The sequence below is a fragment of the Mucilaginibacter gossypiicola genome, from assembly GCF_900110105.1.
Taxonomy (GTDB): Bacteria; Bacteroidota; Bacteroidia; order Sphingobacteriales; family Sphingobacteriaceae; genus Mucilaginibacter; species Mucilaginibacter gossypiicola.
In genome coordinates, this window is record NZ_FOCL01000011.1 from 46179 (window position 1) to 60562 (window position 14384).

At 42.4% G+C, this 14384-nt stretch carries 8 protein-coding genes; all 8 read right to left on the minus strand.

The genetic code is table 11. The features are described 5' to 3' along the window. On the minus strand, positions 1 to 1758 hold the full coding sequence (locus BMX50_RS27200; RefSeq protein ID WP_091217917.1) for a hypothetical protein: 1758 nt from the start codon (positions 1756 to 1758) through the stop codon (positions 1 to 3). After that, positions 1755 to 2978, minus strand: a complete 1224-nt coding sequence (locus BMX50_RS27205; protein ID WP_091217921.1) for an AGE family epimerase/isomerase — start codon at positions 2976 to 2978, stop codon at positions 1755 to 1757. Before BMX50_RS27205 ends, BMX50_RS27200 begins: the two co-directional genes overlap by 4 nt. Positions 2979 to 3359: 381 nt before the next feature. Then, positions 3360 to 4556: a glycoside hydrolase family 130 protein gene (locus tag BMX50_RS27210; RefSeq protein WP_091217925.1), complete on the minus strand. Its 1197-nt coding sequence runs from the start codon at positions 4554 to 4556 to the stop codon at positions 3360 to 3362. Between the two features lie 12 nt (positions 4557 to 4568). After that, on the minus strand, positions 4569 to 6401 hold the full coding sequence (locus BMX50_RS27215; protein ID WP_091217928.1) for a sodium:solute symporter family protein: 1833 nt from the start codon (positions 6399 to 6401) through the stop codon (positions 4569 to 4571). Between the two features lie 258 nt (positions 6402 to 6659). After that, positions 6660 to 7520, minus strand: a complete 861-nt coding sequence (locus tag BMX50_RS27220; protein WP_244281113.1) for an AraC family transcriptional regulator — start codon at positions 7518 to 7520, stop codon at positions 6660 to 6662. 277 nt (positions 7521 to 7797) lie between these two features. Beyond that, on the minus strand, positions 7798 to 8976 hold the full coding sequence (locus tag BMX50_RS27225) for a hypothetical protein (RefSeq protein WP_091217935.1): 1179 nt from the start codon (positions 8974 to 8976) through the stop codon (positions 7798 to 7800). A gap of 8 nt (positions 8977 to 8984) precedes the next feature. Further along, positions 8985 to 10652 (minus strand): RagB/SusD family nutrient uptake outer membrane protein, encoded by a 1668-nt coding sequence (locus BMX50_RS27230; RefSeq protein ID WP_091217939.1) that lies wholly within the window; start codon positions 10650 to 10652, stop codon positions 8985 to 8987. A 21-nt stretch (positions 10653 to 10673) separates the two neighbouring features. Then, a complete protein-coding gene (locus BMX50_RS27235) occupies positions 10674 to 13817 on the minus strand; it encodes a SusC/RagA family TonB-linked outer membrane protein (RefSeq protein ID WP_091217942.1) in 3144 nt (1047 codons plus the stop codon). Positions 13818 to 14384 lie beyond the last annotated feature (567 nt).

Below are 14384 nucleotides of genomic sequence, written 5' to 3' on the forward strand. Positions count from 1 at the left end.
TTATTTTTTATCGGCTACTAAAAACACTACTCCCCTTGCAGGTACGCTTACTTTAATGCCCCCGCTGGTACTGGTAGAACTTGCTGCTATGGTTTTATAGTCTGGTGGACCGCCGTAAGCTATTACCGGACCATTATCGTTCACCAGTACTTTAGTCGAGAACTCGCCGTTATCGGTACCGCCTTTAAGCGTGTAGTAGTAGTAATTGCTGCCAGTATAATAGTTTTTTAAATTTATGCTTACTACCTGGTCGGTAGTGCTTTTGTTAACCAGTACTACGCCTGCCTCGCCGGAATTAAAGGATGAGGCATAACTCACAATATCCGAACTGCCGCTAACCGACGAATTGATCATCCTGTCGCCAAAATACTTCTGAAAGTAATACAGGTAATAAAATGCCGGCCGTGGTGTAAAATTAGGGGCATCCGGCTGGCCAATACTGAACAAACCATGATCGTCACCCGGATTATTAGTATCCCAGCTATTTGCCAGATCCCACCTGCTGGCCTGTCCGTACTGATCTTTGATAATTTCGCCCAAAACCATTACGGCATGTACACCGGCAATATTTGAGATCTGTTGTTTTGAACCTGATGAAAATATATTCCATTCGGTAAGTGCGATGGGCTTTTGTGCCACACCCGCCGTTTGGATGGCCCCTTTAACATAATCCATCATTGTTTTTGACGATGCCGGAGCGGTATTGAGGATAGTAAGCGCGGTTGAATTTTCATTGTAATTAGTATAGTAGTTATGCACGATAAAAAAATCAGCCTTGTCACCTATCTGCCCCAAAACACCGGGGTTCCAGTTGGCTACGATGGTAGGATTTGAGCTATCGGCACTTTCATGCAGCACAGCGCCAATTTTTATGGTTGCCCCAATATCGGCTGCAGCTTTACGCATCGAGTCGGCAAAAACCTTAAAATGCTTACCATACAGATCGCCGGTGATTATTGCAGGCTGACCGTCTTTATTCTTGCTTACGTCAATGCGGTAGCAGGCTTCCCAATTGCCATAGCACTCGTTGCCAACTTCCCAATACTTGGTTTTGCCTTTATCATACCTTACCCATTGCGCGGCCAGATGCGCGGCAGTAGCCACCGGGTCATTGCTGGTACCGTATCGGGCGTAGGCATAATTTACGGTGATGATACCGGTAGTATTTGTTTTTTGCAGCAGGCTGTAATAATTGCTTAAACTTAAGGACCAACTATCATTTACATTACCGCTCCAATAACCGGTATTCACAGCCACCGTACCATCCGGCTTCAATGGATGATCGGGCACATCGGCAGGTTTGCCATACGCAGGTAAATCCCAGAAATACACATCAGATAAACTCCCTCCCGGTGCCCGGATGATATTTGGCGACAGGTTAGTAATATTGGTCACTGTACCAGCATCGGTGTATTGCCCGGTAAAAGGATTAATGTTATTACCAAACATGTATTTGGATACTTTTGATACTACCTGGCTAAAATCGGCCGTAACAGTTATGGATGTGCTGGCTGTTGGTTTAGCAGCATCAACAGTTGCCGGTTTGCTGAAAGTTTTCCCCTGCCAGTCGTCAAGAAAAAAGCCCTGACTTGCTGCTACCGCAGGATCGGTTGGTGCAGTGATTGCGCCGGTTGCCCCACCGTTGCCCGGGTCGACAACCGGTGTTGGATCGGGCGCAGGCTTGCTGCCCTTTTTACATGCCCCCATCATAATGAGCGCGAGCGGCAAAGCCGCTATAAACATTTTTATTAATTTCATTTTAATGCTTTTATCCGTTTAATAATTTCGATACATGCACGGCTGTTATGGTAAGGGCACTTCCAAAGGCCTGCTTTGTCCTCGCCGGGCATAATGCTGCCATCAGCTTTAATGCCCCAAAACCATTCGCCATTTTGTTTATCCAGTATTTTATCTTTTACAAAAGCCCAGTTATCAAGGGCAAGTTGAAGGTATTTATCATTCCCGCTTAGCTGCCAGGTATTGTAAAAACCAACCATGGCTTCGGCCTGCACCCACCAATGTTTTTCTTTGATGAGATGATCTTCTGCCGGTTCATATTCATACCATAAACCACCATCCGCATCTAAGCCTTGTATAGTTGCCTCAGCTATTGTGATGCAAATCCTGTTAACCCTTTTTATCATTTCCTGGTTATTGATAGCCTCGGCCGCTTCAAGTAAAAGCCAGGTGGCTTCAATATCATGGCCGTACGATACCGTGTTTGACCGGCGATTCCACTCCTCATCAAAAAACAGCACAAGGTGTCCGGCTTCAGCATCAATAAAATGATCAAAGAAGTTATTGATCAAGGTTTCAATCTGCTGTTTAAGCCCCTCATCAGGCCAGATGCGGTACAGGTTGGTATAAGCTTCCAGTACGTGCAAATGGGTATTCATGGTCTTTTTTTCGTTGGCATCCTTGGCGCTCAGCCTTAGGTCATCAAGCGGGTTCCATTCACGGGTAAAAGCTTCGAAATAACCAGTCTTATTCCCATCATAACTTTTATCAACCAAAAGATGATACAGGTCAATGGCTTCCTCCTTTACCGTTTCAAGCTTTGAAGCTATATGGTATTCGCTTAGCGCATAAATTGTGAAAGCATTGGCATAAACCTGCTTCTTGGTGTCAAGCTTATCGCCCTTATAACTAACCGACCAATACACACCACCAAACTCATTGTCGACAAAACAAACCTTGATATAATCATATGCCCGGGTTGCCGCCTGCAAATAAGCTTCATCAGGGTTTTGATTGTATGCAGCTGAGAAACTCCACAGGATCCGTGCATTTAACACCGAACCTTTCGCAGCATCAGCAGTAACCTGATTTTTATTATCAATCTTACCCCAAAAACCGCCGTTCACTTCATCAACTGTGTGGTTGAGCCAATAGTCGAGTATGTTTTTCAACTCTTCTGTTAGCTCGTTGCTGAAGACAGTGAGTTGATCTTTTAAAACAGCGTTTGATGGTTGAAGCATGTTATTTGTCATAGTTTACAGGCACACCACCTCCACATTTCCTTTCAGGATAAGTGGCACGCAGGTTTTATCCCGCTGCTATTGGTGTATAGTTTTAGATTGTTTAGTAAATAGTAAGGTATTGAGTCTGTGTCTCGTGAAAAGAACACACCCTCTCCACCCCTCTCAAGAGAGGGGAATCGCACCGCCCCTGCTTTGAAAGATATATTAATAGTCGCCATTCAAATTCCCCTCTGGAGAGGGGATGCATTGGGTGGCGTGGTAGCAGGGGTGTGTTTCGTCGCGCTACAAGTAGCACACCTCCGCTCCTTTCAAGAGAGGGGAATCGCACCTACCCCAAACTTGAAAGATGAAGAACATATATAATCAGAGTCTAAGTGTTCAGGCGCTGGCTTCCTGTAACTGACCTAAACCTTTGTTTTTATCAATAATATTATACACCGCCTGTACCGATGATGCCGAACGCAAACCATCTGCCGGTGTGTTCATGGCATAATCTATCAGTTTATCAACCGTGGTTGTGGCTACATGCATACGGGTATCCGAAGATGCGTAATAAACATAAACAGTACCGTCATCATCGGCTATCCAACCATTACAGAAAACTACGTTTGATACATCGCCTACACGTTCTTCGCCTACAGGGGCTAAAAAATAGCCGGCTGGCTGGTAAATTACCTTTGTTAAATCGTGCAGATCGGTCATGAACATGTACAGTACGTAACGCAACCCTGCGGCCGTATTGCGCACCCCATGCGCAAGGTGCAGCCAGCCTTTCTCCGTTCTAATTGGTGCCGGGCCCTGGCCATTCTTGGCTTCGTAAACAGTATGATAGTTTTTGTTATGGATGATGGTTTCCTGGTCAACAACTGCATTCTCCATGGTATCGCATAAACCAAAACCTATACCGCCGCCGGTACCTGCGCTGATAAAACCATCTTGCGGACGGGTATACAAAGCATATTTACCATCAACAAATTCGGGGTGCAGTACCACATTGCGCTGCTGGGGCGAATTAGTTTTCAGATCGGGCAGGCGCTCCCATTTCACCAGGTTTTTTGTACGAGCAATACCACAGGCTGCTATCGCCATCGACTGATCATGTGATGGCGCTTCCGGATCGCGGCGTTCAGTGCAGAACAAACCGTAGATCCAGCCATCTTCATGTTGGGTCAGGCGCATATCATACACATTGGTGTCGGGCTCGTGGGTTTGGGGCAATTCGATTGGATAATCCCAGAATCTAAAACCATTGATACCGTCAGCACTCTCGGCCACCGCAAAAAATGATTTACGGTCGGCCCCTTCAACGCGCGCTACCATGAGGTATTTGCCATTAAATTTAATGGCCCCGGCGTTAAAGACAGCGTTGATACCAAAGCGCTCCATCAAGTGAGGATTGGTTTTGGCGTCAAGATCGTACCGCCATTCAAGCGGTGTATGAGCCGCTGTAAGCACAGGGTATTTAAACCGGCTAAAAATACCGTTGCCTGTTTCCTCAACCTCGTTTTCCCGGTTAATTAATTGCGCTTGTTCGGCCTGTAACTGAATGAGCCTTTGGTTAAATTCCTGCGTCATATATATCTTTTATCAATAATCTTTTAGTTTGTCCCACCAGGTTTTCTTCAGTATAGTAATAGTAACCACCAGTATAGCTATGGTAACTATGAGGGATGTTTTTTGTGCCAGTATCAGGTACATGGGCAGTATGGTAAGGCTGCATTGCGTAATGGTGCCGATAAACACATTGAACATGTTTAGCTTAAAGTTTTTGTTGGGCAAAAATGAAGGATCATCCTCCATTACAATTGCCTTAACAGGCCCCCAAACGCCCCACGGCCTCACCGTTGTATAAAACGACTTCAACACGGCCATATCTGTTGGCGCTGTAGCGTAAGAACCGATAACAGATCCCACCAGCGAGATAGCAAACAACACCGGAAACCAATACAACAACTCAACCGAAGGGATAATAAGCGAGAATACCATCGCTGATAAGATCCCCGAAAGCATCCCGTAAAAAAAGCCGTTAGCGTTAAAGCGCCACCAATGCCATTTAAGTACGTTACTGGCTATATAACCACCATAAAGTGCCGATACTATCCATTGCAGCACACTGTTCACATCTTTTACAAAAAAGCCCAGTATCACGCCTACCGCTACTACAAAAACGCCCACCAGATAATTTGCCGTAATGATTTTTTTAGTGGATGCCTTTGGGTTAATGTATTTTAGATAGATATCATTCACGATGTAAGCCTGCGCCGCGTTCATGGTGCCGCTGAAGGTACTCATGAAAGCCCCAAGCAAACCTGCCAGCAACAACCCCACCAAGCCAACCGGCAAAAAGCTATTAATCACAGCGGGCAGGATGCGTTCAAAGTCAATAGCTCCTTTGGCATCTTTCAAATCCATTTGGTGATAAAAAAGAACGCCGAGTATGGTTAAACTTATAATAAGCGCATAGCGGATAGGCAGCAGGATGATATTTACAAAACCGCTCATTTTGCTGGCCTCTTCGGGCGAGCGGGTGGAGAGGATCTTTTGCATATCATAATTAGGTGCCGGCCCGGCTACTGCCGAAAAGAAGCCTTTAAAAGTCATCATCATAAAAAACAGGCCGAACAGCGAGTAACCATCTGACTTGATCTTATTGTTTACCTCGTTGATGATCCCAGTCCAGCTGAGGCCGAGATTTTTACCGAAGAAAGGACTATACCAGCCATCGGGTACATTGAGATGGTTTCCATGCAATTTCCCGGCGGCAATAAAGCTGATCCATACGCAGGCCACCGTCATGATACCATATTTGATCATATCGCCCAGCACAATACTGTGCATACCGCCTATGATAGAGTAAAACATGGCGAACAGCGTAAATATGATCCCGTACACATGCGGTACATACTGAGGCGCTACGCTGAAAGGCACATAAGCTTTAACCAGATCCCAGGGGATAAATATTTCAATGAACTTGCCTAAGCCTATAAACCCGTAAGCCAGAAAACCGAAACAACTTAACAGCGCAAAAGCGATAACCACCACATTTGAGCCTGTTACCCCAGCCCCGGTTTTACCGAAACGGGTTGCCAGCCACTCGGCACCGGTAGCCGCGTTTGACCGGCGAAGCCAGCGCGACAGGTACATCATTAAAAACACCTGGTTAAATACCGGCCAAAGCCATGGGATCCAGATGCTTTTCATGCCGTAAACAAAGCACAGGCTTACCATCCACATAGTGCCGCTGATGTCGAACATATCGGAGGCATCGCTTAAACCCAGCTTATACCAGGGTAAAGATTTGCCGCCCAGCATATAGCTTTCCTTGTTTTCACGGGCCTTTTTACGGTACCATAAACCAATAAAAATGGTGCTTAACAGGTATAAAACTATAATGGCAACATCAAGTAAGTGTAACTTCATCTTGTCTGATTTTGTCTGAACCGGAATTTTTTTAATTAAATAATTATCAGAATACTACAATCCTGGTTTAAAAATGGCCAAATACAATAAATTCGATGAATTCATAAATTCCAAAAATTCGAGTTCAGACACCTTAATTGGCATTACTCAAAAATGAATTTATTATCAGCAATTTTATAATACTTTTTTAACCTTATATTTAACATTATCGACAAGGTGATACATTTTTAACCAGCCATAAAGCCAAATAAACACCAGTTAAATAAATACACGATTTCCGGTATAGGTTTCCCTGAACTCCTTAGGGATACACATTTTTTTACGCTTAAAAATCCTGTTAAAATTGGAAATATTATTAAACCCGCATTTGTAAGCTATTTCGGCCACGGTGGTTGTTGAGTCAATAAGCATCCTGGAAGCATGACCAAGCCTGATCTCGTTTAAACTATCAATAAAGGTTTTACCGGTGCGTTTTTTGATAAACCTGCTAAACGAAGCTTCGGGCATATTGGCAATCTTTGCTACTTCGGCAAGGGTAATTTGCTTGTTATAGTTAACATTCATATGCTCAAACACTTTCTCAATGCGGCGACTGTTGTAGTAAAACTTCTCGTTTGTAAAACTTGGATCCGACAGCATTTTCATATTGCGGGAGATGGACAGATCATGCAGAATAGACAAAAGCTCCAGCACAGAGTCGAACCCTGTTTTTTTATCCAACTGCATTATCCTGTCCTTAAGCGCATAAATAGTCTCAGCCGAAAATGAAATACCTCGCTGCGAACGCTCCAACATGCTTTTCACAAAACTTAACTGATTGCGCTTCAGGAATTTTTCATCAAACAGATCCTTATGAAACTGAATGGTAACCTCGGTTATATCCTCGCTCTGGCATTGGTGCGTAAACCAGGCATGATACAAATTAGGGCCGATCAGCGCCAGCTCAACTTCCTCAATAACTTCAATATGCCCGCCTACTACCCTTTTGGCGCCTTTAGCGTTAATAATTAAATTAAGCTCGTACTCGTCATGATAATGAAGCGGAAAGTCAAATTTCTTTTTTACCCTCGAAAAAATAGTAAAACAATCACTTGGAGTTAGCGGAGTTATCTCTCGCATTACATTACTTGTCATCATAAAATTCCACTAAAATAAGTTCACTAATTGATGATACTAATTTAACACTATTACATCAAATTTCCATCTACTATTTTTCAAAAATGCTCTTTTCTCCTGATTGCCGTATATATCACAAACTAAGAAGCTGCCTTTAATTGCATGTAAAACATTTTACCTTGAGATAAGCAGCCTCACCTATTTATAACAAACCACAAATCAAACAGCTTATGAGAAACTAAATACCCGCTGCCCGGAAAAGCAGGCAGCGGGTATCTGCTTATTTTTGAATATCCACTATCCCCACATCATCTATATTGAAAACACTGGCATTACCGCTAAACTCCTGGAAAACCAAGCCATTTATAAAAGTTGGTAAAGGGTTTTTAGCGTCGACGAAGTTTGCGATAGGAATTATATAATCGGTCCATTTACCTTCAACCAACGGAATTTGAACAGAAATATTAAAATTACCGTTAAGTATAACATGTACGTTTCTGTCTTTGGTATCCTTACCACCATACAATGAAAACTTTACAGCAGCGTCCTTACTCACCGGTACATTGTTAGCACCAAAGCCAAAGCCATCATACCCGCCGCTGTAGCTAACTTTAATAGAAGATGCACCTCTTTTTTTAAGGGTTTGATCTACCGTTGGCGAATTGCTCCATCCGTAATCATACCAGCCACTTTCAAGCTGATCTTCAAAAATAGGCGTAGTAAAACCGAATACGCCGTTGGCAACATGAACTGCCGTTACATTATCGCTCAATAAGCTTGTTCCTGACGATAATAACGGGCCAGTGCCAACGCCGCCCCCTTTGGTTGCTTTGGTAGTTAACAATATAGGGCCAGCAGTAACTCCCGACGGAACCTGGACTTTTAAAACACTGACCTGGGTAGTGGTATTTATTACATTTGAAATTACTTGTGCGGGAACTTTTCCAAACGTAACACCGCTTAACCCGTTAAATGTTGTCCCTGTTATGGTGATCACATCACCGGGAATACCTGCCAACTGATCAACACTGGTAATAACAGGCACAGGCTGCTGTACTACAAAGGGAATGCTGGCTTTTCCATGGGCCGTAACAACTGTTAGTGTATTATTTGTAGTGTCGTTACTGAAAGGCACTGTAGTAGGCATCGAAAACTGAAGGCTCGTATTTGAAGCATAAGCTATGTTAAAATATATAGATACACCATTAATATAAATAGCCTTAGCTGAACTTAGATTGTTGCCGATAACAGCATACATGGTACCAATTTTGCCATCACTTGTTGTGGAGTCAAAAGCTGTAATAGCCTGTGTAGTTTGGCTGCTTTGAAAAACAGTACGTATCCTTGATATTGACGGGGGGCCATCGCCGCCATTATCATTCTTCTTACAAGAGTTCATACTCAATACCGTCACCATTGAAAGTACGCAGTAAAAAAATATCGATTTTAAATTTTTCATGGCTGTATTTATTTAAATGTGTAAGGCACTGGTGGTTCTAATAATTTCGGATCGGCTGTAGTTTCATTTATTGGTATAGGCAATAAAAAGTCGGTACTTTTTGGAATAACCGCGGTATGGTAAATAGTTTTACGGTCATTAGCATATGTACCTCTTTCCTGCTGACTTATATATTGGGTGGCCAGCGTATGCGTATTATTTAATATACCATTCCATCCATCAATACGGCAAAGGTCAAACCAATAGTCGTTTTCTATGGCAAACTCATGCCTTCTTTCGTTTAAAATATCATCCTGAATTATAGTAGGCGATACAACGTTGTTATATGTGGCGTCATAGTTAGGATTAGGAATAGTACGACGACGGTTTATTACTGTCAACGGAGCTAAATTTGCCCTTTTCCTGATTGTATTGATATAACCCAAAGCCTGGGCATCTGTTGAGGTAGTATTATTACCAACAATAGCTTCTGCTGCAATTAAATAAACTTCGGCATAACGCATTAAGTAAGTATTATTAGCCGCCGATTGTGCTGAGCCTATGCCGCCATTATCGGCAGGTGTGCCCACTACATATTTTTTAATAGCAGCACCGGTACCTTGCGAGTTAATATTATCAGGAACGGTATAACCACCTGTTGCCGCATTAATTTCCGGATAAACATCTCCGGCCCTCATAATGGTTGCATGCAGCCGCAAATCCCCCCCTTCATATGATTTTTGCAAGTCGATAGTGGGGCCCAATACGCTATAGCCATCACCTGTACCTGTTATGATACCACTGGCAGCCAAAGAGGCCTGTTGCGGATTACCGTGACCGTAAGATGCGCCACCGGCCCATTGCAGCTGGCAAATACTCTCTTCATTATTGTTATTAGCTGTTTTGAACAGATCATTGTAAGTTTTACTGGGCAAATCGATACCATATAATTTAAACTCGCCGCTGCTGATTACTTTTTGCGCTTCTTTAAGTGCGTTGGGATAATCCTGCATATACAGGTATAACTTAGCCAGCATTGCCGAAGCTGAACCACTGGATACATGGCCCTGGCTGATAGATCCGTTTCTGACCATAGCTGTACAATTGGTTTCGGCAAATTTCATATCGTTAACCATAAAGGTGTATATATCCTGAATCCTGTTGCTGTTTACCTGGAAATTGGTCAAAAAATCACTGGCATTCTCAATAATAGGTACCGCCCCCCACAGCCTAACAATATGGAAATAAGCCATAGCGCGAAAAAAGTGCGCTTCGCCTAATGCATTGTTTAAAACTGCAGGGGTTACACCGGCACCGGCCCTTGAAGGCATTAAATTAATAAGGGCATTAGATTGTGCAACAACGGTCCATAATGAGCTCCAGGCGGCATCATTTTGCGAATTGAGATTAGTAACAGCGCCATTCAGGTTGCCAAAGTCAGTTACGTCCGACGAATAACTGCGGCCATTACCGCTGGTCATCTCACATACTGCCCATCCCGGTTTAGCCACATAATTGAACCATGGTGAATTGTAAAGATTAAGGGTACTTGCTGATACCTGGGCATCAGTTTTATAAAAATTATCGATTGCTATCGCATTTTCAGGAGGCCTGTTAAAAAAGTCTTTTTTGCACCCCGTTACGGTCATAAGGCCAATAAATGTTGCGCCGATTATATATTTAATATTTGCTTTCATTTTAAATCTTTTTATAGTCAATTAAAATTCCGCGTTTACTCCAAAAGTTATTACCCTTGGCGAAGGATACCTTCCCAAATCTATATTGGTTAAAAACACGTTTTGGTTTTGCTGGCCAACTTCCGGGTCCAAACCTTTATAACCGGTTATTACAAACAGGTTTTGTGCGCTGCAATACACTTTTAAACGGTTAAGCGCTATGTGTTTGGCCCAGCGCGACGGCAGGTTGTACCCTAAACGCACGTTTTGAAATCTTAAAAAAGACGCGCTTTCCAAAAACCGGGTAGACATATTAAGGTTAGGGTTAACACCGCCTTTGGGAGCAGGAATATTAGAGTTAGAGTTAGTAGGGCTCCAAAAATTTGCCGCTTCGGCAAGTTGATTGGTATATAACCCATTCAATCCCTCTACAGTGTAATTTAAGTAGTTAAGTATTTTACCCCCATATGAACCATATAGAAATATGGACAGATCAAAATCTTTATAGGTGAAATTATTGGTAAAGCTATAAGTGAACTTAGGGTTTGGATTACCGATAGCACTCATGTCATTGGCATCAATCTTACCGTCATGATTTATATCAACATATTGAATATCACCTAAAGTTGTTGAACCTGTAGTTCCCAATGTGGTGCTGATTGGCTGACCAAATTGTACCGGAGCATTTTGCAGTTGATCCTGTGTTCTGAATATATCTTTAACTGTATATCCGTAAAACTCACCTATAGGACCACCAACTGCTGTACGCGTAACAGGGATCTGCAAAAACCCTGAAGTAATGCTTGCATTAATTATGCTGTTATTATAGGTAGAAATAACTTTATTAGCGTAGTGGGTAAAGGTTGCCGTGGTACTCCAGTTAAAACTCTTTGAAATGATATTTCTTGAAGTAATACTAAATTCAATACCCTTGTTACTAACTTTTCCACCGTTTACATACGGAGGGCTGATCCCGCCAAGGTAATTAGGGCCACCTGTTAAGAACTCAGGCAAAGGTGCCTGGAAAAGGAAATTCTTTGAGGTTTTGTTATACCAGTCTACAGCTACATCTACCCTGCCCAGTAAAGTAAAATCCAACCCCACGTCTGTTTGTTGAGATGTTTGCCAGGTTAGGTTAGGGTTATTATAGTTTGACACGTTAAAGCCGGTACCCAATCCTGTTATAGTAGGGTTAAGGGCAGAACCATATTGGTAACCCGGAATATTCTGATTACCTACTTCACCATAACCTACCCTAAACTTAACATTATTAGCAATCTTTTTGATGCCGGCCATAAATGACTCATTCGAAATCGTCCACCCAATGGCTGCTGCCGGGAAATAAGCTATCTGATGACCTTGTGCAAAGTTTGAAGACCTATCTGACCGGAATGACGCGGTTAAGCTATACCTGTTGTCATAGTCATAAATAGCACGGGCATAAAAAGACTGAAGTGTATTGGATGACTTATTTTCGCCAATGGTAGGTATTTTAGCACCGCCGAGATTAAGGGTGGGTAAATCGTTACTTAAAAATGTGTTGGTAGCGGCACTCATACTGTTATAAGTACCTTCGTTCAATTCATAACCTGCGGTTGCAGTTATATTGTGTTTTTGGGCAAAAGTGTGGTTGTAGGTAAGATATTCCTTCCAGTTCCATCCTAAAGCCTGATCTGAATATTCACTTAAACTTGCTATAGGGTTACCAAATATAAGAGATGGATTTGTTGGCGAGGTTACTGTGTATGAAGGGAAAAACAATACACTTTTTGAAAAATTATTATACCCGCCAATTTCCGACCGCAAGGTCAAATCTTTAGTAAAGCGTATATCAGCATAAAAATTTGCATTTACCTGGCTGCGTACCAGGTTATTGGTATTTAACATTGCCAGTGCAACAGGGCTGATAAAAGTTCCGCTGCCATAAGAAGCAGGAGCAACAGTATAGCTACCATCGGGATTGCTGGCTGCCTGATCAGGGGCATTCAACAATGCCGTGTAAACTATACCACCGTTATCACTTGCTCCGATATTTTGATCGGTGCGGTTTAAAGTAATATTTGAGCCAAGTTTAAACCAGTTTTTCACTTTTCCTTCAACATTAGTACGGAAAGAATAGCGCTTAAAATTTGATCCTATAATGGTACCATTTTGTTTAAGGAAACCACCGGATATAAAGTAGTTGACATTTTCATTTCCGCCATTCATGGAAAGGTTATGGCTTTGCATTGGTGCATTCCTAAAAACTGCTTTTTGCCAGTTAGTGCCCGGACCAAGCAAGCTTGGATCTGCAAACTCACCTCTGCGGCTCACACCGGTAATATCGGCTATCGTATTTTGGATACTGGCATATTGCTGCAGGTCCATCATTTTAAGAAAGTGCCCCTGTTGCTGAACTCCGTAATAGCCATCATAATTCAGATGAGCGCTACCATTTTTACCTTTTTTAGTTGTAATGATAATTACACCATTTGAACCACGACTACCATATATAGCCGTAGCCGAGGCGTCTTTCAAGATATCAATAGACTCAATATCATTAGGATTGAGGTAACTTAACGGACTTACTCCATTTTCACCGTTATTTTGGTTCTGAGTTACATAGGCTGCACCATCAATAAAAACACCGTCGACCACATACAATGGCTCATTAGAACCGGAAAGCGATGTTATACCCCTTATGTGCACTGAGGCCGAACTGCCAGGTGCGCCTGAACCATTGGTAACGGTAATACCAGCGGCCTTACCTTGCAGCAATTGGTCAACACTTGTTTGCGGAATATTCTGAATGTCCTTTGCGGTTACTGATGATATGGCACCGTTTACGTCCTGCCGCTTTTGCACGCCGTAACCAATAACCACCACATCGGCTAATGCTGTAGACGAATTGACCAATACAACGTTAATTACTGTTCTTTTACCGATAGTAACGTCTTGCGACTTCATCCCGATAAACGAAAAGGTAATTTCCGTGGCGCCATTCGGAACATTGATGCTGTAATTACCATCCTTATTGGTTACAGCAGATACCTGGCTGTTTTTCACTCTAACAGAAACTCCCGGCAAGGTTACCCCTTTATCGTCTGTTACTGTTCCTTTGATCACTGCTGTCTGATTTTGTGCCATCCCCCGGACGCACACAAACATTAAGGAGAACAGGCAGGCTATTCGTAGAATTTTTCCCATAATTGATTGTTAGTTAATATTTGATTTATTTAGATTTTAAGCTCTTAATTATACAGACCGTGTACGCCGCTTCTTCCCTTGCCTGGTGCCCGATTTATCAGAAATAATTCGGTTACCCCCACGGTTACAGCACGCGTTTCATCAATAAATATTGACGGATTATCCTGTTAATAAATTGGTTTGTTACTTTTTAGGTTTATATCAACCCTTGCCCTGGCAAATGATTATGGTTAATATTTATTATAACGATGGTAAAATTATATGCAACAAACAGCCCGGTTGTGGATAAATAGGGGCACAAATGTCAACTACTATCAAAATGCTGATTATCAAATATTTAATATAAATAATTGCCATAAAAAGGCTACAATAGTTACAAATGTGCACCTATTGACATGGTTTATGATGATATTTTGATGCGATAATAGTATCACATAAAGTGACTTATTGGGAGATAAAAGAAAGTAATTTTGAAATGAAGAGACTCCTGCAATTTCCGGATCAAACCCATAAGTATTTGGAAGATAAGTGGTGCCTGGAAAACAAACAAAAACTATGTCATTGCGA